At 64.3% G+C, this 22,412-nt stretch carries 17 protein-coding genes; 3 read left to right on the top strand and 14 right to left on the bottom strand.

From position 1 onward, the window contains the following. Positions 1-85 precede the first annotated feature (85 nt). From ACSQ3Y_RS07435 to serA, 14 genes are all read right to left on the bottom strand, one after another. On the bottom strand, positions 86-892 hold the full coding sequence (locus tag ACSQ3Y_RS07435; RefSeq protein ID WP_057265101.1) for a CsgG/HfaB family protein: 807 nt from the start codon (positions 890-892) through the stop codon (positions 86-88). Positions 893-1,025: 133 nt separating this feature from the next. Beyond that, the gene (aspS, locus tag ACSQ3Y_RS07430) at positions 1,026-2,840 is read right to left on the bottom strand and encodes an aspartate--tRNA ligase (RefSeq protein ID WP_057204900.1); all 1,815 of its coding nucleotides are present in this window, start codon (positions 2,838-2,840) and stop codon (positions 1,026-1,028) included. A 44-nt stretch (positions 2,841-2,884) separates the two neighbouring features. Beyond that, entirely contained in the window at positions 2,885-3,508 is a 624-nt protein-coding gene (locus ACSQ3Y_RS07425; protein WP_057204902.1) for a DUF502 domain-containing protein, read from the bottom strand. Positions 3,509-3,518: 10 nt separating this feature from the next. Then, positions 3,519-3,866 carry an FmdB family zinc ribbon protein gene (locus ACSQ3Y_RS07420; protein ID WP_057205226.1) on the bottom strand — a complete coding sequence of 116 codons (348 nt, stop codon included), beginning with the start codon at positions 3,864-3,866 and terminating at the stop codon, positions 3,519-3,521. Positions 3,867-4,013: 147 nt separating this feature from the next. Further along, a complete protein-coding gene (ltrA, locus tag ACSQ3Y_RS07415; protein ID WP_436176862.1) occupies positions 4,014-5,747 on the bottom strand; it encodes a group II intron reverse transcriptase/maturase in 1,734 nt (577 codons plus the stop codon). 1,123 nt (positions 5,748-6,870) lie between these two features. After that, positions 6,871-8,316 carry a sodium:solute symporter family protein gene (locus ACSQ3Y_RS07410; RefSeq protein WP_057204904.1) on the bottom strand — a complete coding sequence of 482 codons (1,446 nt, stop codon included), beginning with the start codon at positions 8,314-8,316 and terminating at the stop codon, positions 6,871-6,873. 42 nt (positions 8,317-8,358) lie between these two features. Beyond that, the gene (ubiB, locus tag ACSQ3Y_RS07405) at positions 8,359-9,942 is read right to left on the bottom strand and encodes a ubiquinone biosynthesis regulatory protein kinase UbiB (protein WP_436176861.1); all 1,584 of its coding nucleotides are present in this window, start codon (positions 9,940-9,942) and stop codon (positions 8,359-8,361) included. Further along, positions 9,939-10,571 carry a ubiquinone biosynthesis accessory factor UbiJ gene (locus tag ACSQ3Y_RS07400; RefSeq protein WP_057204909.1) on the bottom strand — a complete coding sequence of 211 codons (633 nt, stop codon included), beginning with the start codon at positions 10,569-10,571 and terminating at the stop codon, positions 9,939-9,941. The genes ubiB and ACSQ3Y_RS07400 overlap by 4 nt, the downstream gene beginning before the upstream one ends. Positions 10,572-10,646: 75 nt before the next feature. Then, a complete protein-coding gene (locus ACSQ3Y_RS07395; RefSeq protein ID WP_057204912.1) occupies positions 10,647-11,693 on the bottom strand; it encodes a Tim44 domain-containing protein in 1,047 nt (348 codons plus the stop codon). 36 nt (positions 11,694-11,729) lie between these two features. Then, the gene (ubiE, locus tag ACSQ3Y_RS07390) at positions 11,730-12,461 is read right to left on the bottom strand and encodes a bifunctional demethylmenaquinone methyltransferase/2-methoxy-6-polyprenyl-1,4-benzoquinol methylase UbiE (protein WP_057204914.1); all 732 of its coding nucleotides are present in this window, start codon (positions 12,459-12,461) and stop codon (positions 11,730-11,732) included. A 215-nt stretch (positions 12,462-12,676) separates the two neighbouring features. Then, a complete protein-coding gene (locus ACSQ3Y_RS07385) occupies positions 12,677-13,102 on the bottom strand; it encodes a gamma-butyrobetaine hydroxylase-like domain-containing protein (protein ID WP_436176860.1) in 426 nt (141 codons plus the stop codon). A 101-nt stretch (positions 13,103-13,203) separates the two neighbouring features. Then, the gene (locus ACSQ3Y_RS07380) at positions 13,204-13,638 is read right to left on the bottom strand and encodes an HIT family protein (protein ID WP_057204917.1); all 435 of its coding nucleotides are present in this window, start codon (positions 13,636-13,638) and stop codon (positions 13,204-13,206) included. Continuing rightward, complete coding sequence (locus tag ACSQ3Y_RS07375; protein ID WP_057204920.1) at positions 13,635-17,549, bottom strand: DUF3683 domain-containing protein; 3,915 nt, start codon at positions 17,547-17,549, stop codon at positions 13,635-13,637. The genes ACSQ3Y_RS07380 and ACSQ3Y_RS07375 overlap by 4 nt, the downstream gene beginning before the upstream one ends. Before the next feature lie 121 nt (positions 17,550-17,670). Further along, positions 17,671-18,900, bottom strand: coding sequence for a phosphoglycerate dehydrogenase (gene serA / locus ACSQ3Y_RS07370; RefSeq protein WP_436176859.1), 1,230 nt, complete (start codon positions 18,898-18,900; stop codon positions 17,671-17,673). A gap of 300 nt (positions 18,901-19,200) precedes the next feature. Here serA and ugpB point away from each other — a divergent pair, with 300 nt between their 5' ends. The 3 genes from ugpB (at position 19,201) to ugpE (ending at position 22,369) form a co-directional block, all read left to right on the top strand. Continuing rightward, positions 19,201-20,511 (top strand): sn-glycerol-3-phosphate ABC transporter substrate-binding protein UgpB, encoded by a 1,311-nt coding sequence (gene ugpB, locus ACSQ3Y_RS07365; protein ID WP_436176858.1) that lies wholly within the window; start codon positions 19,201-19,203, stop codon positions 20,509-20,511. Positions 20,512-20,634: 123 nt separating this feature from the next. Then, positions 20,635-21,516, top strand: a complete 882-nt coding sequence (gene ugpA, locus ACSQ3Y_RS07360) for a sn-glycerol-3-phosphate ABC transporter permease UgpA (protein ID WP_428002392.1) — start codon at positions 20,635-20,637, stop codon at positions 21,514-21,516. A 1-nt stretch (position 21,517) separates the two neighbouring features. Continuing rightward, entirely contained in the window at positions 21,518-22,369 is an 852-nt protein-coding gene (ugpE, locus tag ACSQ3Y_RS07355; RefSeq protein ID WP_057265119.1) for a sn-glycerol-3-phosphate ABC transporter permease UgpE, read from the top strand. Positions 22,370-22,412: the final 43 nt, after the last annotated feature.

Here is a 22,412-nt window from a genome sequence, read left to right as displayed (position 1 = left end):
CATGCGGCGAGACCTTGCTTCGGGGCACACCAAGACGACCTGTCCGGGGACCGGATAGATCGTCAACAGGCCCATGGGCCCGAGGTCAGGGCTTTGACTTGGTCGCCACGGGTGGCGGCAGTTCCTTGGCCTGCAGTTGCTGCACCTGGGTCACGAGCTTGTTGTGTGCATCAAGGAAGGCGGCGGCGATGACCTTGCCTTCGTTGGTGTTGCTCCAGCCCGCGCCGCCGGCCCCGCCCATGCGCCCCCAGAGCAGGCCTGCCGCGCCCAGGTCGGTGGTGCGCGCGGCGCCGGTGGCGGCGGCCACCTGTTCGGTGGTCTCGTTGTCGGTGAGCAGGAGCGCGGTCTGCGCCTCCTTGAACTTGACCTGCTCGGCCAGCCCCACCAGGCCTGCGATGTCGCGCAGCACGGGGATCATGGCGATCACACCGGCGATGCTGCGGCCCGCGTCCTGCTCGCTGAAGGTCAGGCTCGGCGTCAGCGTGTACTGCGCCTCGTAGCCCTTGCCCTTGGCCACGGTGGAGTTCTTGCGCAGGATGCCTGCGTCCTTGAGTTCCTGCTCCTGCACCGTGCCGCGCAGGCCGGCCGCCCGGTCGACGATGCGAAAGCAGCCGCTCTGCTGGGCGATCAGGCGGATCAGCGGCACGGGCGATGCCGGCAGCTGGTAACTGCTGGAGACGGTGTAGCCGTTGGGGTTCTCGGCCAGGGCCAGCGTGGCCACGGGCTGGGTGCACTGCGTGAGCTCCTTGGCGGCATCCTTGGCGCCCGCAGGCCCGGCGGAGCCGGACACGACCGAGCCGCCCTGGCCCAGCTCGGTCTTCTTTTCACCGCAGCCGGCCAGCAGCAGGGCCACGAGCAGCAGGGCCAGGGGGGCTTTCACGGAAGAGCGCATGGGGAACCTCGACTCGATTCGAAAGGGGGAAGACACGGTAGGCATGGGCCATGAAAAAAGCGGCACCGGCCAATGGCCGCTACCGCTTCTTGTCAGAGATACCCAGTCATGGGAGTGACGGGGTGGACCCGGCTCAGGCCGCCTTGACGGCGTCCACATTGCGCAGGCGGATGTGCAGCTCGCGCAGCTGCTTTTCGTCCACGGGCGACGGGGCCTGCGTGAGCAGGCACTGGGCGCGCTGGGTCTTGGGGAAGGCGATCACGTCGCGGATCGACTCGGCACCGGTCATCAGCGTCACGATGCGGTCCAGGCCGAAGGCCAGGCCGCCGTGCGGGGGCGCGCCGTACTGCAGCGCGTCCAGCAGGAAGCCGAACTTCTCCTGGGCTTCCTCGGGGCTGATCTTCAGGGCGTCGAACACCTTCTGCTGCACGTCGGCGCGGTGGATACGGACCGAGCCGCCACCCATTTCCCAGCCGTTGAGCACCATGTCGTAGCCCTTGGAGATGCACTTCTCGGGCGCCGTGACCATCCAGTCCTCGTGGCCATCCTTGGGGCTGGTGAAGGGGTGGTGCACCGAGTTCCAGCGCTGGTTGTCCTCGTCGAACTCGAACATCGGGAAGTCCACCACCCACAGCGGGGCCCAGCGGTCTTCGAACAGGCCGTTCTTCTTGCCGAACTCGCTGTGGCCAATCTTGATGCGCAGCGCGCCGATGGCGTCGTTGACGATCTTTTCCTTGTCGGCACCGAAGAAGATCAGATCGCCGTCCTGGGCGCCGGTGCGCTTGACGACCTCTGCGATCGCCGCGTCATGGATGTTCTTGACGATGGGACTCTGCAGGCCGTCACGGCCCTTGGACAGGTCGTTGACCTTGACCCAGGCCAGGCCCTTGGCGCCGTAGATCTTGACGAACTCGGTGTAAGCGTCGATTTCGCCGCGCGACAGGCCCGTGCCTTCCTTGGCACCGCCGGGCACGCGCAGGGCGACCACGCGGCCGCCCTTCATGTTGGCCGCACCGGAGAAGACCTTGAAGTCCACGTCCTTCATGGCGTCGGTCAGGTCGGTGAACTCGAGCTTCACGCGCAGGTCGGGCTTGTCCGAGCCGAAGCGGTAGGCCGCGTCCTGGTAGGTCATGACCGGGAACTCGCCCAGGTCCACGCCCAGCGTGTTCTGGAACACCGTCTTGATCATGCCCTGGAACATGTCGCGGATGTCCTGCTCTTCCATGAACGAGGTTTCGATATCGATCTGGGTGAACTCAGGCTGGCGGTCGGCACGCAGGTCTTCGTCGCGAAAGCACTTGGTGATCTGGTAGTAGCGGTCGAAGCCGGCCACCATCAGCAGTTGCTTGAACAGCTGGGGCGACTGGGGCAGCGCAAAGAAGTGGCCATCGTGCACGCGGCTTGGCACCAGGTAGTCGCGCGCGCCTTCGGGCGTGCTCTTGGTGAGCATGGGGGTCTCGATGTCCACGAAGCCGTTGGCGTCGAGGAACTTGCGCACTTCCATGGTCACCCGGTAGCGCAGCATCAGGTTGTTCTGCATGTAGGGGCGGCGCAGGTCCAGCACGCGGTGCGTGAGGCGCGTGGTTTCGCTGAGGTTTTCCTCGTCGATCTGGAACGGAGGCGTGACCGAGGGGTTGAGCACGTTCAGTTCGTGGCACAGCACTTCGATCTGGCCGGTCTTGAGCTTGTCGTTGGTGGTGCCGCCAGGACGGGCCCGCACGACGCCCTTGACCTGCACGCAGAACTCGTTGCGCACGTCTTCGGCGATCTTGAACATCTCGGCGCGGTCCGGGTCGCACACCACCTGCACATAGCCTTCGCGGTCGCGCAGGTCGATGAAGATCACACCACCGTGGTCACGGCGGCGGTTCACCCAGCCAGACAGGGTGACGGTTTGGCCCAACAGGGCTTCGGTCACAAGACCGCAATAGTGGGAACGCATGGCCATGGCAGAACTTCCGGCGCCCCTCGGGCGCATTGAGAGAGAAAGGGTTACTTGGGAGGCAGCTGGATGGTCGGGTCGACCGGGGCCACCACGCCCATCGAAACAATGTACTTGAGCGCCGAGTCCACGCTCATGTCGAGCTCGACGCAGTCGCTCTTGCGCAGCATCACGAAATAGCCGCCCGTGGGGTTCGGGGTGGTGGGCACGTACACGCTCACGAATTCATCGCGCAGGTAGGCCGCAATCTCGCCATTGGGCGCACCGGTGACGAAGGCCACCGTCCAGACGCCTTCACGCGGCCATTGCACCAGCACCGCCTTGCGGAACGCGTTGCCATTTTCGGCGAACAAGGTGTCGGAGACCTGCTTGACACTGGAATAGATCGAGCGCACCACCGGGATGCGGTGCACCAGGGCATCGCCCCACTGCACCAGCTTGCGGCCGGCAAAATTGCTGGCCACCGCGCCCACCACCAGCAGGATCACCAGGGTCAGCACCACGCCGAAGCCCGGCACGTGCACACCCAGCACCTTGTCCGGGTGCCAGTTCTCCGGCAGGATCTGCAGGGTCTGGTCCAGCGTGCTGACGATCCAGTGCAGCACCCACGCGGTGATGACACCGGGCACGATGACCAGCAGACCGGTGAACAACCATTTGCGCAAGGAAGGCATCCGCTGAGACTCAGGTTTTGGGGGTGGAGCCCGTGCTGGCGCTAGGAGCGCTGGCAGGAGGGGTGGATTCCTTCTTGGGGGCGGTGTCCGTGCTGGCGGCCGCTGGCGCCGCTGCGGGGGCATCGCCGCCCTTGGCATCGGCAGCGGGTGCTGCCGCAGGCGCGCCGGCTGTGTTTCCACCGCGAAAATCCGTCACGTACCAGCCCGAACCCTTGAGCTGGAAGCCCGCAGCGGTGACCTGCTTGGAGAACGCCTCGGCGCCGCACGCCGGGCACACCGAGAGTGGTGCGTCGGAGAGTTTTTGCAGCACGTCCTTGGCATGGCCACAGGAACTGCATTTGTAGGCGTAGATAGGCATGTCGGGCGTGTCGTTGAAGGCAAAGTGGGAGGGTAGGGACAGTCCATTGCTGGACCATCCCCCCCTAAGAACCGGACGTGCGACTTTCATCGCATACGGCTCAAGCACAACTTGTCGGAAATTTCGGATAAAACGTTCGAGTTTAACTCATCGTGTTCCGACCTTCTTTCCCGACTCTAAGCCTCTTTGGGCCGGCTTCGCAACCGACAGTCCAAGGGCATGCAACCGCTGATGGCACACGGGGTGTAGGAGCACCCGGTTAGACAGGGCATCGGACCCGCCATTCACCTTGTAAACAATGTGATGGTCGTGCCAGCCGCCCTCATGGTCCAGTTGGTGCGCGCAGAGCGCACATCGCCCGTCCTGTGAAGCGTATAGCGAGGAGGTTTCGAGGCGGTAGCGCAGGCTTTTGGCCATGCGTTTCAGCCTCAAAGTTTCGCCGTATTGCTCGTAGACCGGGTCGTAGGGGTTGAAGTCCCCCTTAACTTTTTCATGCCGTTCAATGACGGTGTCGCTCAGTCGAGCTAACCGCTTCATGTTCGGGTCGTCCTGTGTACCAATATTGGTTGCGAACTCCGTCCGTGTGCCAGTGACCTTCCAGTAACGTTGGGTGCACCAGCTTGGGGACTTCTTCGGGTGCCGCCTTCTCGCCCAGCGGACAAGCCGCCAGTAGATCAGGTAGTCAACCCGACTGAACGTCGCTTTCGCTACCACCGGTTGATGGTATCTGGCCCAGCCCCGAAGGATTGGGTTCAGTATCGCTATGAGATCTTCCTGCCGCGTCGACAAGTGCGTTTTGACGATTTCGGACACCTTGCGGTAGAACGTTTGCACATTCTTCTTGCTCGGTTTGATTAGAAGCTTCCCGTTGTATTTGCGGAAGTTCCAGCCTAGAAAGTTGAAGCCGCGATCCATGTGAGTGACACATGTCTTTTCCGGTGACAGTCGCAGTCCTCGTTGTGCGAGGAATGTGACTACCCAAGGCCGGACTTCTTGTTCGAGCAGCTCTTCCGAGACGCAAGTGATCACGAAGTCGTCGGCGTACCGGACAACATGGACTTTGGCTTGTCGAGCCTTTCTGGTGCCGAGCCGCGCATTGAGATGCTCGGCCAACCCCGTTTCCAGCCCGTTCAAAACGCAATTCGCCAAACTAGGGGAGATGACTCCCCCCTGTGGTGTTCCCGCCTGGGTCGGCGTGAAGTGCCCCTTGTGGACCACCCCGGCCTTCAACCACTTCCGGAGCACTTCCTTGTCCATCGGGACGTTGGAGAGCATCCAATCGTGATTGATGTGGTCGAAAAACCCTTCGATGTCCGCTTCCAGCACCCATTTAGCCGAGACTTTTTGGGATAGTGCGCCGAACAACTGACTCATGGCGTCGTGCGTGGAGCGACCAGGTCGAAAGCCGTAGCTGTTCGGATCGCTGGTGCTCTCGGTCACTGGCTCCAGAGCTAGAAGGTACAGCGCTTGGGTCGCCCGATCGATCATGGTAGGGATGCCCAGCGGGCGTTCCTTTCCATTCGCTTTTGGGATGTAGACCCGCCGTAATGGCAGCGGCGTATACCCACGTTGGTTCTTCAACCGACCAATTGCCTCCCATTTCAGGGATGGAGAATCCCACAGCTCACGGTCGACGCCACTCGTCCGTTTGCCTTGGTTTTCAGTCACCCGTCGGACCGCCAAAGCGCGGCCCGAGAACGAGTGAATCAGAGATCGTTGCAGCGATTTCACGCGGCGCCAATCTCGTTTTTGCGTTGCCTTCGCTAATCGGACCTGCGTTGCTCGCACGTTCCGCATTACCAGATCCCATTCGATGGAATGCCAGTCCTGTGGTTCGCGAGAGGACGCAGACTCGTCACGCGAAGCGACGTGTTTTCTCATGCTTTCCTCCGGTTAGACCCTGGAGGACGCGTACGGCCCCGAAGGGATACGCATCCCTTCGGGTCAGGTTTGAACTAAGTCTGTCGCTAGCGACGGTTGCACCACGCGGAAGTGGGCCCGCTTTCGCGTCAGGACAAGCGTCCTGTATGCGGCCGATTACAGGCCGCCATTCGCTTTTTCCGCGATCCCATACCCCCTCATCCACCAGGTCGTCTTGCGACTTCCCTGCCCGCTACGCCGAGGCGTCGCGGGCGGACAGTGGGGCTTACCACGTTCCCTGCCTTACCGATGACGACGGCTGATGCCGTTTCACCTGTCCGTTTAGGACCCGCCTCTTCGGGGGCTGCATTGATGACGACGATCACCTAGTTTTGGCAGGCGATGCCAGCAGCGTACCTTTTGGTTACGGCCTTACAACAGTTTTGGCCGTTCAATTGTTACCCCGACTCAATCGGCGATTCACTTTACGTTGCCCATGCGGAACTAGCCTGGCGTCCTTGGCCCCTTCTGTTAGTGGCTGACCCGAGGCACTCTTCGCAGAGTGCTCCGGCCGCTACGCGGGGACGCTTTGTCGGGTGGGCTTCACACGGGGCATTACTGCCGTCGCATGCCACCTTAGGCTACTTGTGGTCGTACACAAGGTCGCAGCACTCCGAAGTCGGAGGTGCGACAAGGCAAGACAGAGCAAGACGCTCTGAGGATAGAAATGCGTGACGCGGATGCGGCGAACTTCGAGACCCATGGTCGGGGCCAAAATTCGTAGACGAGACTATGCCGCTTGTGGCGGATTCGTCGGCATTTTCGCGCGAACGCCACAGACGACATTGCTGTCGGTGCAGTCAGGTTTAACCCTGTGCTGTAGTCGGATTTAGCCGCTACAGTTCTTGACTTCCATCCCTTCGGATGGACTGTGAGGAGGCTGGAGGACCAGCTTCCCATTTCTGTGAAATCAACCGTAAGTGGTTGTTTTCATTGCTAGTTAATTAGTGAGGCTAGCTACCTCTCTCAGAGCGACACATTACGTGTCGCACCAAAACCTTCAATTATAGGCGTGCAGGCCGGCGCACCCCACTTCTCCCCGTGCATGCGGGGTTTGCAGGGGCTTTGGCCCGCGTGCGCCGGCTTATTCCACGCCCACCATGCGGTGGTGCCCGGCGTGGCGGTTGGCCAGCAGTTGCGGCAGCAGCGAACCGAGCAGCATGCCCACGACGGCGGCCAGCAGGCCGGCGAGCTGGGCCGGGAACACTTCACCCCAGGGGGTGTTGAGCAGCAACAGCCAGACGCCCATGCCCAGTACGATGGCGAAGACGGCGCCCTGCGTGGTGGCGCGCTTCCAGTACAGACCCGCCACCAGCGGCACGAAAGCCCCCACCAGCGGCACCTGGTAGGCACCCGAGACCAGCTCGTAGATGGACGTGCCCTGCATGCGGATCGCATAGGCCAGCACGCAGCCGCTGAACACCAGGGTGGTGATGCGCATGGTGCGCAGGTGTTCCTTGTCCGTCATCGTGGGGCGGAACTGGCGCCAGATGTTCTCGGTGAAGGTGACGCTGGGCGCCAGCAGGGTGGCCGAGGCGGTGGACTTGAGCGCCGAGAGCAGCGCGCCGAAGAACAGCACCTGCATGATGAAGGGCATCTTGGCCATCACCAGCGTGGGCAGCACCTTCTGCGGGTCCTCCTTGAGCAGCGCCGCCGTCTCGCCGGGCATGATGATCAGCGCGCTGGCCACCAGGAACATGGGCACGAAGGCGAACAGGATGTAGCAGATGCCGCCGATGACCGGGCCGCGCGTGGCGGCTTTGACGTTGTTGGCCGACATCACGCGCTGGAACACGTCCTGCTGCGGAATGGAGCCGAACATCATGGTGAGGCCCGCCGCGATGAAGAACACCACGTCGTGGAACTTGGGCTCGGGCAGGAAGCGAAACAGTTCGCGGTTCGAGGCGAACTCGATCACCTTGTCGGCCCCGCCGGCCATGTTGCCCGCGAACACCGCGATGATGGCCAGCCCGACCACCAGGATGATCATCTGGATGAAGTCCGTGACCGCCACCGACCACATGCCGCCGAACAGCGTGTAGGCCAGGATGGACACCACGCCGATGGCCATGCCCATGGGGATGCTGATAGCGTCACCCGACAGCAGGTTGAACACCAGCCCCAGCGCCGTGACCTGCGCCGAGACCCAGCCCAGGTAACTGAGCATGATGATCAGCGAGCAGACGACTTCCACCAGGCGGCCATAGCGCTCGCGGTAGTAGTCGCTGATGGTGAGCAGCGTCATGCGGTAGAGCTTGCCCGCGAAGAACAGGCCCACCAGGATCAGGCAGAAGCCCGCGCCGAAGGGGTCTTCGACCACGTTCCCGAGCCCCCCCTCGATGAACTTGGCCGGGATGCCCAGCACCGTTTCCGAGCCGAACCACGTGGCGAACGTGGTGGTGATGATCATGTACAGCGGCAGGTGCCGCCCGGCAATGGCGAAATCCGCCGCGTTCTTCACGCGCCGGGCCGCCACGAGGCCGATGGCAATGGTGATCAACAGATAGACAATGACCAGGGTCAACAGCACGGCATGCTCCTCGATGTCGCGAAGGGGTGGGGGAAGTGGAACCTAAAAAATCCGGAAGCGGAAAAGCACTTGCAACTGCTGTACCAGCACCAGGGCCAGCAGGCCCAGCACGAAGCCCGCGCCCGTGTAGATGATGGCGTGCAGCAGGCGGTTGGTGCGCTTTTGCTCCGCCATCAGCTCCAGCAGTTCACGCCGATGGTTCTGGGGCTTGTGGCGCAAATAGTCGTGCAGCAGGCGCGGCAGCTCGGGCAGCATTTTGGCAAAGTGCGGGCCCTCGGCCTGGATTTCGCGCCACAGGCGCTGCGGCCCCATCTGGTCGAGCATCCATTTTTCAAGAAAGGGCTTGGCGGTGCTCCACAGGTCCAGTTCCGGGTCGAGCTGGCGGCCCAGGCCCTCGATGTTGAGCAGCGTCTTTTGCAGCAGCACCAGCTGCGGCTGGATTTCGACGTGAAAGCGGCGCGAGGTCTGGAACAGTCGCATCAGCACCATGCCCAGTGAAATCTCCTTGAGCGGCCGGTCGAAGTACGGCTCGCAGACGGTGCGGATCGCCGATTCGAGGTCGTTCACCCGTGTGTCCGGCGGCACCCAGCCGCTCTCGATGTGCAGCTCGGCCACACGCTTGTAGTCGCGCCGGAAGAAGGCCGTGAAGTTCTGCGCCAGGTACTCCTTGTCGAACTCGGTGAGCGTGCCCACGATGCCGAAGTCCAGAGAGATGTAGCGCCCGAAGGTGGCCGCATCCAGGCTCACCTGGATGTTGCCCGGGTGCATGTCGGCGTGGAAGAAGCCGTCGCGGAACACCTGGGTGAAGAAGATGGTGACGCCGTCGCGCGCCAGCTTGGGGATGTCCACCCCCGCATCGCGCAGCCGCTCGATCTGGTTGATAGGCACGCCGTTCATGCGCTGCATCACCATCACCTCGGCGTGGCAGAAGTCCCAGAAGATCTCGGGGATCAACACCAGGTCCAGGCCCGACATGTTGCGCCGCAGCTGCGCCGCATTGGCCGCTTCGCGCACCAGGTCCAGCTCGTCGTGCAGGTAATTGTCAAACTCGGCGACCACCTCGCGGGGCTTCAGGCGCTTGCCGTCGGCAGAGAGGCTCTCCACCCAGCCGGCCATCATGCGCATCAGCGCCAGATCTTTTTCGATCACCGGCAGCATGCCCGGGCGCAGCACCTTCACAGCCACTTCGCGTTCGATGCCGTGGCGGTCGCGCAGCGTGGCAAAGTGCACCTGGGCGATGGAGGCACTGGCCACCGGTGTGCGGTCGAAAAAGGTGAAGACCTCGTCCACCGGGCGGCGGAAGGCGCGCTCGATGGTGGCAATGGCGATGTCGGAATGGAACGGCGGCACGCGGTCTTGCAGCAGCGCCAGCTCGTCGGCGATGTCCGCCGGCAGCAGGTCGCGGCGGGTGGACAGTACCTGGCCGAACTTGACGAAGATGGGGCCCAGGCGCTCCAGCGCCTCGCGCAGGCGCTGGCCACGCGGGGCATCCAGGTTGCGCCCGATGGAGACGACGCGGGACACCAGGCGCAGCCACGGCTTCTGGAAACTGTCGAGCACCAGCCCGTCCAGCCCATAGCGGAACACCACCCAGAGGATGGCCACACCCCGGAGAAAACGCTTCATGGACCGGTCCGGTCAGCGCCAGGGCTGTTGCTGCTGCCTGCCGGGGCTGGGGGCACATGGGCCGCAGGCGCCGGGTACGGGGCGGCGGTGGCGCTGCCATCGGCTGGGGGCACGCGCGAGCCCACGAACTGGCGCAGCGCCTGCGCGGCCTTGCGGGCCACTTCGCTGATGGTGTGCGCAGGCGCATCACCCACCACGCGCGAGAGGTCCTCCTCCAGGTCCCAGCGCACGTTGTCCACCAGCCAGTTGATCTCGGCCGCCAGCTGCACGTCGCCCTCGATGCGGATGGCGGGCTTGTCGCCGCGCAGCGCCACCTGGGCCAGCGCCAGGGGCGAGGTCTCGGTCACTTCGAGCTGCAGGTCGGGCGTGGCGCCTTCGGCGGCCAGGTTCAGCAGGCCGGCCGGCGTGATCACCAGCGCCATGGAGAACGCGCGCCACTGCACGCGTGCCACGCGCCCGCGCTGGCGCACCAGGCGGTCCATGGCTTCCTTCTCCTGCATGAGCACATGGTTCAGGAACAGCACCAGCCGCTGCTGCACCTCGTGCACGAGCCATTGCGGCGGTTGCGGGCCGGCGGCCAGCCGTTCAAAGAGGCCATCCAGGAACGAAAAAGGGGACTGTGTTGCCATAGTCCCCGATTATTCCCTGAACTCGGCCCAAAACATGGGTTTTGGACCGATCCGGGGTGATTTACAAAGCCGTGCTCACTGCAGGGCCTGCACGCCGGCCACGAGCCAGCCGCTGGCGCCACTGCGGGACTTGGTCATGTTCCACACTTCGCGGAAGGGGCTCGGGCCTGCCGAGGGCTCTTCGCGGATCATGCCCGAGAACTCCACGCTGGCCATGTAGCCATCGTCCAGCTCCTCAATGCCCAGCAGTTGCGCGTCGATCATCACCACGTCGGTGTGGTTGGGCTCGGCACCGCGGTGCGTCTCGCGCTCGGCCAGCTGCGAGCGGATCTCCTCGAGCATGCTATCGGTCATCATGGAGCGCAGGGTGGTGATGTCCGAGCGGTCCCACGCGGCCTGCAAGGTCACGAAGTTGCGCTTGGCTGCAGCCAGGAAACCGGGCGTATCGAAGCCCTCGGGCACACCCCAGTTCTGCGAACCCGACAAAGCCGAGCCGGCCGCACCTGCTGCAGCGCCGGTCAGTCCGGAGCCGATCACCGTGCCCGCGCCGGTGGCGCCGGCTTGGGCGCGTGCTGCATCAAAGGCCATGCTGTTGCGCTCCCAGGGACGGGCCGATGCATCGTTGCCGACATTGTTGGGGCTGTACTGCGCAGGCACCTGGGCCGCAGCCGGCGTGGCTGCACCGGCACCCTGGAAGGCGAAGGGCGAACCACCAGCCGCTGCACCACCCTGGTTGCCAGCACCGTTGCGCGAGCGCATGACCATCTTGAAGATGGCGAAGGCCGCGACGGCCAGCAGCAGGATCATCAGGATGTTGCCAAAGCCTGCACCCAGGCCCAGCGAGCTGGCCAGCCAGGCCAGGCCCAGGCCCGCAGCCAGGCCACCGAGCATGGCACCCCAGGGCTTCTTGGGGGCTGCAGCGGCAGGCGCGGCAGCGGGCGCGGCTGGCCTGGCCGCACTGTTGGCGTTTTGCGCGGGGCCGCCGGGTGCCGCAGATTCGCGCTGCGTCACGTTGCTGGACTGCTTGCCCACGGAGTTGCCGCCACCCAGGCGACGGGCGTCGGCATCCGCATGCGCGAACGCCAGCATTGCCACCAGAACCACAGACCACAGTTTCATCATGTCATCTCCATCTTGTATACGGCTGAACTTTGCTGCTCAGCACTTGATTCCAACATGCAAGGCCACTATGCCGCCAGTCATGTTGTGATAGTCCACATGCCCAAAGCCAGTTTGCTGCATGAGGCTTTTGAGCTCTTCCTGGCCCGGGTGCATGCGAATGGACTCGGCCAGGTAGCGGTAGCTCGAGTCATCGCCAGCCACCAGCTTGCCCAGTTGCGGCAGCACCTTGAAGGAGTACCAGTCGTAGGCCTTGGTGAGCGGCTTGGCCACCTTGGAGAATTCGAGCACCAGGAGCTTGCCGCCGGGCTTGAGCACGCGGCACATTTCCTTGAGCGCAACATCCTTGTGCGTCATGTTGCGCAAACCAAACGCCACGCTCACCACGTCGAACTGGGTATCGGGAAACGGCAGCTTTTCGGCATCGCAGACCAGGGTGGGCAGCACCACGCCCGCGTCGATCAGGCGGTCGCGCCCGGTGCGCAGCATGGCCTCGTTGATGTCGGTGTGCACCACGCGGCCGGTGCTGCCGACCTTCTTCGAAAACGCCAGGGCCAGGTCGCCCGTGCCGCCCGCAATGTCCAGCACCTGGCTGCCCTCGCGCAGGTTGGCCACCATCACGGTGTAGGCCTTCCAGGCGCGGTGCAGGCCCGCCGACATGAGGTCGTTCATGACGTCGTACTTGGAGGCGACGGAATCGAACACACCGCGCACGTGGCGCGCTTTTTCCTGCTCGTCGACGGACTGGAAACCGAAATGGGTGGTGCTCATGGGATTCATGCTAGGCGCGTGGGCGCCCAAGGTACAGCGACAACCCCGCACTGAAACGGGGCATCTGCCGCAAGGGTTTTGAAGACGGCAACATCAAAAGGCAGGCGAAGCCTGTCCATGCGTACCGGGTTCGCTATCTTAAGCAGAGCAGGCAAGCCAGGGTTTCTGGCGCGACAGTGGTGCGCGCGGGCCACACTGGCCACGCCCTGACAAGGTCAGTGGCTGCTGCAGGCGCTGCCGCCGTGCTCGTGGCCCTTGGGGGCCATGGGCGCATCGCGGTCCACCCCGGCATCGGCCAGCCGACTTTCGTACTGTGCCCACAGCGCGGCCTCCTGCTGGCCCAGCTCGTACAGGTATTCCCAGGTGAAGATGCCCGTGTCATGCCCGTCCGAGAAGATGGGTTTGACGGCGTAGTTGCCGATGGGCTCCAGGCCTTCGAGGGCCACGTCGCGCTTGCCGGTCTGCAGCACCTCCTGGCCGGGCCCGTGGCCCTTCACCTCGGCCGAACGCGAGTACACGCGCATCAGCTCGAAGGGGATGCGGAATGCCGCGCCGTCCGAGAACACCACTTCGAGCACCCGCGACTTGCCATGCACCGTGAGCGCCTGGGGCGTGGGCGAACCCGCTTTCAAACCTGCCATGGATATCCACCTGTGAAAAACGGCCTTGGCGACGACCGCCAGGCCGGCCTGCATTGTCCCACCCGCAGGCTGCACAGCGTGCAACCCGCTGGGCTGCGCGGTTACTGCAGTGCCTGCAGCGCCGCCACCATGGCGGCCTCGGCCGCCGGCAGGCGCGCACGCAGCGCGGCTTCCTCATCCGCTGGGCCGGGCCGCTGGGCCGCAGCCCACACCGGCGCCGGGAAATGGCTGTCCCAGGCAAAGCGGGCGATCACGTGCCAGTGCAGGTGCGGCACCATGTTGCCCAGGGCCGCCAGATTGACCTTGGTGGGCGCCAGGTGCTGGCGCAATGCCTGCTCCACGGCCGTGACGGCCTCCATGCAGTGCATGCGGTCAGCGGCCGGCAGATCGGAGAACTCGGCCACATGGGCATTCCACACCACGCGGTAGAAGGCCGGAAAGCCGGCTTCTTCCGCGCGAATCACACGCACGCGCGTGCCGCGCCAGACCAGTGTGCCGCCATCGGCGGCGCACAGGGGGCAAATCCCCTGGCTCATACCAGAACCCGCTCGATGCCACCCTGGTTGGCGCGTTCGACGTACTCGGGCATCCAGTTCTCGCCCAGGATCTCGCGTGCCATCTCGACCACGATGTAGTCGGCTTCGAGCAGGCCGTTGCTCAGGTCGTCCTGGTAGCGGTTCAGGCCCTGCAGGCAGCTCGGGCAGCTGGTGAGTATCTTCACGTTGTCCTTCTCGCCCACGGCGCCGCTGGCACGCAGGGTGGCCTCGCCCTTCTTGATCTCTTCTTCCTTGCGAAAGCGCACCTGGGTGGAGATGTCGGGGCGCGTCACGCCCAGCGTGCCCGATTCACCGCAGCAGCGCTCGCTCTTGAGCACCTGCTCGCCCACCAACGCCTTCACGGTCTTCAGGGCGTCCTGCTGCTTCATGGGGTTGTGGCAGGGCTCGTGGTAGAGGTAGGCGCCCTTGCCCTGCAGGGTGATGCCCTTTTCCAGCAGGTACTCGTGGATGTCGATGATGCGGCTGCCCGGGAAGATCTTGTCGAACTCGTAGCCCTGCAGCTGGTCGTAGCAGGTGCCGCAGCTGACCACCACGGTCTTGATATCGAGGTAGTTCAGCGTGTTGGCCACGCGGTGGAAGAGCACCCGGTTGTCGGTGATCATCTTCTCGGCCTTGTCGAACTGGCCGCTGCCGCGCTGCGGGTAGCCGCAGCACAGGTAGCCCGGGGGCAGCACGGTCTGCACGCCCGCATGCCAGAGCATGGCCTGCGTGGCCAGGCCCACCTGGCTGAACAGGCGCTCGGAGCCGCAGCCAGGGAAGTAGAACACCGCCTCGGCCTCGGCCGTGGTGGCCTTCGGGTTGCGGATGATGGGGACGTAGTCCTTGTCCTCGATGTCCAGCAGCGCACGCGCGGTGCGCTTGGGCAGGCCGCCGGGCAGCTTCTTGTTGATGAAGTGGACCACCTGCTCCTTGACCGGCGCGGTGCCCACGGTGGCCGGTGGCTTGGCGGTCTGCCTGCGGCCCACCTTGCGCAGCAGCTCGACGGCCATGCGCTGCGCCTTGAAGCCCACGCCGACCATGGCCGAACGCATGAACTTGATGGTCTCGGGGTTGGTGGCGTTGAGCATGGTCATCGCCAGCGCGTTGCCGGGGCGGAAGGTCTTCTTGCCCATCTTGCGCAGCAGGTTGCGCATGTTCATGGTGACGTCGCCGAAGTCGATCTTCACCGGGCAGGGGCTCTCGCACTTGTGGCACACCGTGCAGTGGTCGGCCACGTCCTCGAACTCCTGCCAGTGCTTGATGCTCACGCCGCGGCGGGTCTGCTCCTCGTAGAGGAAGGCCTCGACCAGCAGCGAGGTGGCCAGGATCTTGTTGCGCGGGCTGTACAGCAGGTTGGCGCGCGGCACGTGCGTGGCGCACACGGGCTTGCACTTGCCGCAGCGCAGGCAGTCCTTGACGGAATCGGCAATCGCGCCGATGTCGCTCTGCTGCATGATCAGCGACTCGTGCCCCATGAGGCCGAAGCTCGGCGTGTAGGCGTTGGTCAGGTCGGCGTGCAGCAGCGCCGGGTCGCGCGCCTGGCCGCCGGGGGTGGCGTCCATGGCCAGCACCGGCGCGGCATCGCGCAGCAGCTTGCCCTTGTTGAAGCGGCCCTCGGGGTCCACGCGCTGCTTGTACTCGGCGAAGGGGCGCAGCTCCTCGTCGGTCAGAAATTCGAGCTTGGTGATGCCGATGCCATGCTCGCCCGAGATCACGCCGTCCAGGCTGCGCGCCAGCACCATGATGCGCTCCACCGCGCGGTGCGCAGTCTGCAGCATCTCGTAGTCGTCGCTGTTGACCGGCAGGTTGGTGTGCACATTGCCGTCACCGGCATGCATGTGCAGGGCCACCCAGACGCGGCCCTTGAGCACGCGCTTGTGGATGGCCGTGGCCTCGTCGAGGATGGGCTTGAAAGCCGCGCCCGCGAAGATGCCCGAGAGCGGGGCGCGCAACTGGGTCTTCCAGCTCGCGCGCAGGGTGTGGTCCTGCAATTGGGGAAACAGGCTGTCCACGTTCTGCAGCCAGGTGGCCCACAGCGTACGCACCTCGGCCACCAGGGCGATGGCCTGGGCCACGCGGTCCTCAAGCAGTTCGGCCGAGGGGATCTCGTTGGCGTCGTCCTGCTTTCCGAGGGGCAGGTTGCCGCGCTCGAAGAAGTCGGTGAACGCATCGCACAGCTTGATCTTGTTGCGCAGCGACAGCTCGATGTTGATGCGCTCGATGCCATCGGTGTACTCGGCCATGCGCGGCAGCGGAATCACCACGTCCTCGTTGATCTTGAAGGCGTTGGTGTGGCGGCTGATGGCCGCAGTGCGCTTGCGGTCGAGCCAGAATTTCTTGCGCGCCTCGGGGCTGATGGCGATGAAGCCCTCGCCATTGCGCGAGTTGGCGATGCGCACCACCTCGCTGGTCACGCGCGCCACCTCGTCGGCGTTGTCGCCCGCGATGTCGCCGATCAGCACCATCTTGGGCAAACCACCGTTGCCCTTCTTGCTCTTGGTGGCGTAGCCCACGGCCTTGAGGTAGCGGTCGTCCAGGTGTTCCAGGCCGGCCAGCAGCACGCCGGAGCGCTTTTGCTCGGCGAACATGTAGTCCTTGATCTCGACGATGCTGGGCACCGCATCCTTGGCGTTGCCGAAGAACTCCATGCACACGGTGCGCGTGTGCTCGGGCATGCGGTGCACCACCCAGCGCGCGCTGGTGATCAGGCCGTCGCAACCCTCTTTCTGGATACCGGGCAGGCCCGAGAGGAACTTGTCCGTCACGTCCTTGCCCAGGCCTTCCTTTCGGAAGGTCTTGCCCGGAATGGCCAGGCGCTCGGTGCGCACCGGCGTCTTGCCGTCGGCCTCGAAATACTGCAGCTCGAAGGTGGCGGTCTCCACGTCATGGATCTTGCCCATGTTGTGGTCCATGCGGGTCACTTCGAGCCACTGGGCCTCGGGCGTCACCATGCGCCAGCTGGCCAGGTTGTCCAGGGCAGTACCCCAGAGCACGGCCTTCTTGCCGCCGGCGTTCATGGCGATGTTGCCGCCGATGCACGAAGCCTCGGCGCTGGTCGGGTCCACTGCGAAGACAAAGCCCGCGCGCTCGGCCGCATCGGCCACGCGCTGGGTGACCACGCCGGCCTCGGTCCAGACGGTTCCCACCTCGCTGTCCATGCCCGGCAGGCGGCGCATTTCCACCTCGGTCATGGCTTCGAGCTTCTCGGTGTTGATGACCACGCTCTTCCAGGTCAGCGGGATGGCGCCGCCGGTGTAGCCGGTGCCGCCCCCGCGCGGGATGATGGTCAAGCCCAGCTCGATGCAACCCTTGACCAGCAGGGCCATCTCGACCTCGGTGTCGGGTACCAGCACCACGAACGGGTATTCGACGCGCCAGTCGGTGGCGTCGGTCACGTGGCTCACGCGCGAGAGACCGTCGAACTTGATGTTGTCCTTGGCCGTCAGGCGCCCCAGCGTGCGCTGGATGCGCCGGCGCAGCTCGGTGGCCTGCACGAAGGTGGCGTTGAACGCGGCCACGGCCTTGCCTGCGGCCTGCACCAGCTCGCCCACCAGGCGGTCACGCCCGGCGTCGTCGCCCGGGGTGCGGCGCTTGTCGATCTCGGCCAGGCGGTGCTGCAGGGCCTCCACCAGCTGCTTGCGCCGGCCGGGGTTGTCCAGCAGGTCGTCCTGCAGGTAGGGGTTGCGCTGCACCACCCAGATGTCGCCCAGCACCTCGTAGAGCATGCGGGCGGATCGCCCGGTGCGCCGTTCCTTGCGCAGTTGATCGAGAACCTCCCAGGCCGGGGACCCCAGCAGGCGGATCACGATCTCCCGGTCGGAGAACGAGGTGTAGTTATAGGGGATCTCGCGCAGACGCACAGGCTCGGCGGCCTGCGTCTGCAAGGCAGCCAACGCTATCGGAACATTCATGGGGGTCTACCTGGGGTGGGCGCTGCGCGCCCATGAGCCTCGGGGGCGTGATTTTACGCCAGAGGCCCGGCGGGCGCAGGGCAGGCCCCTGCCCCACCCCGCGCACCCGCTCAGGCGCCGTTCAGAACAGCACCCGGCTGCGCAGCGTGCCGGTGACGCCGGCCAGCTTGTCCAGCGCCAGGTCGGACGAGGCGGCATCAATGTCGATCACCACGTAGCCGACCTTCTCGTTGGTCTGCAGGTACTGGGCCGAGATGTTGATCTGGTTGTCCGAGAAGATGCGGTTGATCTCGGACAGCACGCCCGGCACGTTGCGGTGGATGTGCAGCAGGCGGTGCTTGCCAGGGTGGGCGGGCAGCGCCACCTCGGGGAAGTTGACCGAAGAGGTGCTGGTACCGTTGTCGCTGTACTTCACCAGCTTTTCGGCCACTTCGAGGCCGATATTGGCCTGGGCCTCCATGGTGGAGCCCCCCACGTGCGGGGTGAGGATCACGTTGTCCAGCCCGCGCAGGGGCGACAGGAACTCGTCCTTGTTGGTGCGCGGCTCGACGGGGAAGACGTCGATGGCGGCGCCCAGCAGCTTGCGCGACTTGAGCGCCTCGGCCAGGGGCTCGATCTCGACCACCGTGCCGCGCGCGGCGTTGATCAGGATGCCGCCCTGCTTCATGGCGGCGATCTCGGCGGCGCCGATCATCCATTGCGTGGAGGGCAGCTCAGGCACGTGCAGGGTCACGATGTCGCTTTGTGCCAGCAGGTCGTGCAGCTTGTGCACCTGGCGCGCATTGCCCAGGGGCAGCTTGTTGACTACGTCGAAGAAGGCCACGTGCATGCCCAGGGCCTCGGCCAGCACCGACAGTTGCGTGCCGATGGAGCCGTAGCCGACGATGCCCAGGGTCTTGCCGCGGATCTCGTAGGCGTTGTCGGCCGACTTGAGCCAGCCGCCACGGTGCGCCACGGCGTTCTTCTCGGGCACGCCGCGCAAGAGCAGGATGGCCTCGGCCAGCACCAGCTCGGCCACGGAGCGGGTGTTGGAATACGGGGCGTTGAACACGGCGATGCCGCGCTCGCGCGCCGCATCGAGGTCCACCTGGTTGGTGCCTATGCAAAAGCACCCCACGGCCACAAGCTTGCTGGCCTTGGCAAAGACTTCCTCGGTCAGCTGCGTGCGCGAGCGGATGCCCAGAAAGTGCACGTCGGCGATCTTGGCCTTCAACTCCTCGTCGGACAGGGCGCCGGAGACGGTTTCGATCTGGGTGTAGCCTGCGGAGCGCAGCACGTCCACCGCAGATGGGTGGATGCCTTCGAGCAGCAGGAATTTGATCTTGTTCTTGTCCAGAGAGTTGTTGGCCATGGCAGTTGGTGGTTGCGTATGAAATCGGAACAGGTCAGCGCATGCAGCCGCGCACCGGATGTGTGCAGCGCATGCACCAACTATGCACCAAGGATGGTGCAATGCACAAAACCTTGCAGGGCTCCGTGAATGGCAAAATGCTGTCACAAAAGCGTCACAATTGGACACATTGCACCCTGTGCAAGGGGATTTCCCCAGTTGTGACCACTACAGTGCTGTGCGACAACGACACATCACTGTCACAAGGGGTGCCTAGCATCCGCCCTTTGTGCATTTCGCCATCCTCGGAAGGAACCATCCATGCAACTCAAGCACCTGGCACTGTCTGCTGCCATCGCCCTGTCCGTCTGTGCGCCCGCGCAGGCCCAACAAGTAGAAATCCAGTGGTGGCACTCGATGAGCGCCGCCCTGGGTGACTGGGTGAACGACCTGGCCAAGCAGTACAACGCCAGCCAGACCAAGTACAAGGTCGTCCCCACGTACAAGGGCACGTATGACGAGTCGATGACCGGTGCGGTTGCGGCCTTCCGCGCAGGCAATGCCCCCCACATCATCCAGGTGTTCGAAGTGGGCACCGCCACCATGATGGCAAGCAAGGGCGCCATCGTGCCGGCGGCCAAGGTGCTCAACGACGGCGGCTTCAAGTTCGACCCTACCCAGTACGTGTCGGCCGTGGCCGGCTACTACACGGCGCCCAACGGCCAGATGCTGAGCTACCCGCTCAACAGCTCCACCACCATCTTCTACTACAACAAGGACGCCTTCAAGAAGGCGGGCCTGGACGCCGACAAGCCGCCCAAGACCTGGCCCGAAGTGTTCGCTGCCGCCTCCAAGCTCAAGGCCAGCGGCCACAGCTGCCCCTTCACCACCAGCTGGATCAGCTGGACACAGCTGGAAAGCTTCTCGCTGTGGCACAACACGCTGTTCGCGTCCAAGAACAACGGTTTTGACGGCAACGACGCCCAGTTGCAGATCAACACGCCGCTGCATGTGCGCCACTTCGAGAATCTGGCCAAGGCATCCAAGGACGGCAGCTTCGTCTACAAGGGCCGTGCCAACGCGCCAGACGCATCCTTCCCATCGGGTGAGTGCGCCATGATCACCGGTTCGTCGGGCCTGTACGCCCGCGTGGCCAAGGAAGCCAAGTTCGCCTATGGCATCGCTCCCCTGCCCTACTACGACGACGTGAAGGGCGCGCCCCAGAACACCGCCATCGGCGGTGCCAGCCTGTGGGTGATGTCCGGCAAGAAGGCCGAGGAGTACAAGGGCGTTGCTGACTTCCTGAACTTCCTGAACGACACCAAGGTGCAGGCCGCCAGCCACCAACGCACGGGCTACCTGCCCGTGACCACGGCGGCCTACAAGCTGACCGAAGCCTCCGGTTTCTATGAAAAGAACCCAGGCACCGACGTGGCCGTGACGCAGATGATCCGCAAGGCCACCGACAAGTCGCGCGGCATCCGTTTGGGCAATTTCGTGCAGATCCGCACCATCATCGACGAGGAAACCGAACAGATCTGGTCCGGCAAGAAGTCCCCCAAGGAAGCCCTGGACACCGCAACCACCCGCGGTAACGAGCAACTGGTGCGCTTCGCACGCGCCAACAAGTAAGCGCTCCCCGAGCGCTCATGGCAGCAGCCCCGGCACACCGGCCGGGGCGCTGCCGAAAGCCCGCCCCCCTCGCAAACCGACCCGGTTTGCTGGGTGGCGGGTTGTCTTTTTGAGAGTCTGGACATGGAAAAACGCGTTCTCTTCCGCTCTGCGTGGCTGCCGTGGGTGCTTCTGGCGCCCCAGTTGGTCATCATCAGCGTCTTCTTCTTCTGGCCTGCGGGCCAGGCCCTGGTGCAGTCGTTCCAGGTGCAGGACACCTTCGGCTTCTCCAACGAGTGGGTGGGCTTCGACAACTTCAAGAGCCTGTTCCAGGACGAGGGCTACCTCGCCTCGTTCAAGACCACGGCGTTTTTCTCCATTCTGGTGGCGGTCAGCGGCATCAGCCTGTCGCTGATCCTGGCCATCTTTGCGGACCGTATCGTGAAGGGTGCCCTGGCGTACAAGACCGCGCTGCTGCTGCCCTACGCCGTGGCCCCGGCCGTGGCCGGCGTGCTGTGGATGTTCATGTTCTCGCCCTCGCTTGGCGTGGTGTCGTACATGCTGCGCCAGTCGGGCTTCAACTGGAACCACATGCTCAACTCCGACCACGCCATGGCGCTGATCGTGGTGGCAGCCGTGTGGAAGCAGATCTCCTACAACTTCCTGTTCTTCCTGGCGGGCCTGCAGTCCATCCCCAAGTCGCTGATCGAAGCCGCTGCCATCGATGGGGCCGGCCCCTGGCGCCGGTTCTGGAGCATCCAGTTCCCGCTGCTCTCGCCCACCACGTTCTTCCTGCTGGTGATCAACGTGGTCTACGCCTTCTTCGATACCTTCGCCATCGTGGACTCGACCACCCAGGGCGGCCCGGGCCGTGACACCTCGATCCTGGTCTACAAGGTGTATTACGACGGCTTCAAGGCCATGGACATGGGCGGCTCGGCTGCGCAGTCGGTGGTGCTGATGTTCATCGTGGTGACCCTGACGGTGATCCAGTTCCGCTACGTGGAAAAGAAAGTGCAGTATTGAGATGGTTGAACGCAGTCCTTACCTGAAACTCTTCTCGCACCTGATCATGGTGCTGGGGGTGATCATCGTCGGCTTCCCGCTGTACCTGGCGTTCGTGGCCTCCACGCACACGGCCCAGGACATCGTGCAGGCCCCCATGCCCCTGCTGCCCGGCAGCAATTTCTGGCAGACCTACCACGACACGCTGTTCGGCGGCGGCGCGGGCGCTGGCTCCACCGCGCCTGTGGCGCGCATGATGTGGGTGAGCTTCGTCACCGCCATCGTGATCACCGTGGGCAAGATCGCGATCTCGCTGCTGTCGGCCTTCGCCATCGTGTACTTCCGCTTTCCCTTCAAGGGCATCTGCTTCTGGCTGATCTTCATCACGCTGATGCTGCCGGTGGAAGTGCGCATCGGGCCCACCTACCAGGTGGTGTCCAACCTGGGCATGCTCAACAGCTATGCGGGCCTGACCGTGCCGCTGATCGCCTCGGCCACGGCCACCTTCCTGTTCCGCCAGTTCTTCCTCACGGTGCCGGACGAGCTGGTGGAGGCCGCCCGCGTGGACGGCGCCGGCCCCATGCGCTTCTTCAAGGACATCCTGGTGCCGCTGTCGCGCACCTCGATCGCCGCGCTGTTCGTGATCCAGTTCATCTACGGCTGGAACCAGTACCTGTGGCCGCTGCTGGTGACCACCTCGGAAGACATGTACCCCGTGGTGATCGGCATCAAGCGCATGATCGCCGGCGGTGATACCGGCAACGAATGGAACATCGTGATGGCCACGGCCCTGCTGGCCATGCTGCCGCCCGCGCTGGTGGTGGTGTTCATGCAGCGCTGGTTCGTCAAGGGCCTGGTCGATACCGAAAAGTAAGGCGACCACCCCGCAACCCAATGACCGTGGCGGCCACCCACCC

It is taken from the genome of Acidovorax sp. LjRoot66, assembly GCF_964253305.1.
In the GTDB taxonomy this organism is placed as follows: Bacteria; Pseudomonadota; Gammaproteobacteria; order Burkholderiales; family Burkholderiaceae_C; genus Acidovorax.
This window is presented reverse-complemented; position numbering and strand designations above follow the sequence as displayed.

Excerpts from the sequence above, each read along its gene's own strand:
- ACSQ3Y_RS07435 (WP_057265101.1), bottom strand. The coding sequence starts at position 892 with ATGCGCTCTTCCGTGAAAGCCCCCCTGGCCCTGCTGCTCGTGGCCCTG.
- aspS (WP_057204900.1), bottom strand. The coding sequence starts at position 2,840 with ATGGCCATGCGTTCCCACTATTGCGGTCTTGTGACCGAAGCCCTGTTG.
- ACSQ3Y_RS07425 (WP_057204902.1), bottom strand. The coding sequence starts at position 3,508 with ATGCCTTCCTTGCGCAAATGGTTGTTCACCGGTCTGCTGGTCATCGTG.
- ACSQ3Y_RS07420 (WP_057205226.1), bottom strand. The coding sequence starts at position 3,866 with ATGCCTATCTACGCCTACAAATGCAGTTCCTGTGGCCATGCCAAGGAC.
- ltrA (WP_436176862.1), bottom strand. The coding sequence starts at position 5,747 with ATGAGAAAACACGTCGCTTCGCGTGACGAGTCTGCGTCCTCTCGCGAA.
- ubiB (WP_436176861.1), bottom strand. The coding sequence starts at position 9,942 with ATGAAGCGTTTTCTCCGGGGTGTGGCCATCCTCTGGGTGGTGTTCCGC.
- ACSQ3Y_RS07400 (WP_057204909.1), bottom strand. The coding sequence starts at position 10,571 with ATGGCAACACAGTCCCCTTTTTCGTTCCTGGATGGCCTCTTTGAACGG.
- ACSQ3Y_RS07395 (WP_057204912.1), bottom strand. The coding sequence starts at position 11,693 with ATGATGAAACTGTGGTCTGTGGTTCTGGTGGCAATGCTGGCGTTCGCG.
- ubiE (WP_057204914.1), bottom strand. The coding sequence starts at position 12,461 with ATGAGCACCACCCATTTCGGTTTCCAGTCCGTCGACGAGCAGGAAAAA.
- ACSQ3Y_RS07385 (WP_436176860.1), bottom strand. The coding sequence starts at position 13,102 with ATGGCAGGTTTGAAAGCGGGTTCGCCCACGCCCCAGGCGCTCACGGTG.
- ACSQ3Y_RS07380 (WP_057204917.1), bottom strand. The coding sequence starts at position 13,638 with ATGAGCCAGGGGATTTGCCCCCTGTGCGCCGCCGATGGCGGCACACTG.
- ACSQ3Y_RS07375 (WP_057204920.1), bottom strand. The coding sequence starts at position 17,549 with ATGAATGTTCCGATAGCGTTGGCTGCCTTGCAGACGCAGGCCGCCGAG.
- serA (WP_436176859.1), bottom strand. The coding sequence starts at position 18,900 with ATGGCCAACAACTCTCTGGACAAGAACAAGATCAAATTCCTGCTGCTC.
- ugpB (WP_436176858.1), top strand. The coding sequence starts at position 19,201 with ATGCAACTCAAGCACCTGGCACTGTCTGCTGCCATCGCCCTGTCCGTC.
- ugpA (WP_428002392.1), top strand. The coding sequence starts at position 20,635 with ATGGAAAAACGCGTTCTCTTCCGCTCTGCGTGGCTGCCGTGGGTGCTT.
- ugpE (WP_057265119.1), top strand. The coding sequence starts at position 21,518 with ATGGTTGAACGCAGTCCTTACCTGAAACTCTTCTCGCACCTGATCATG.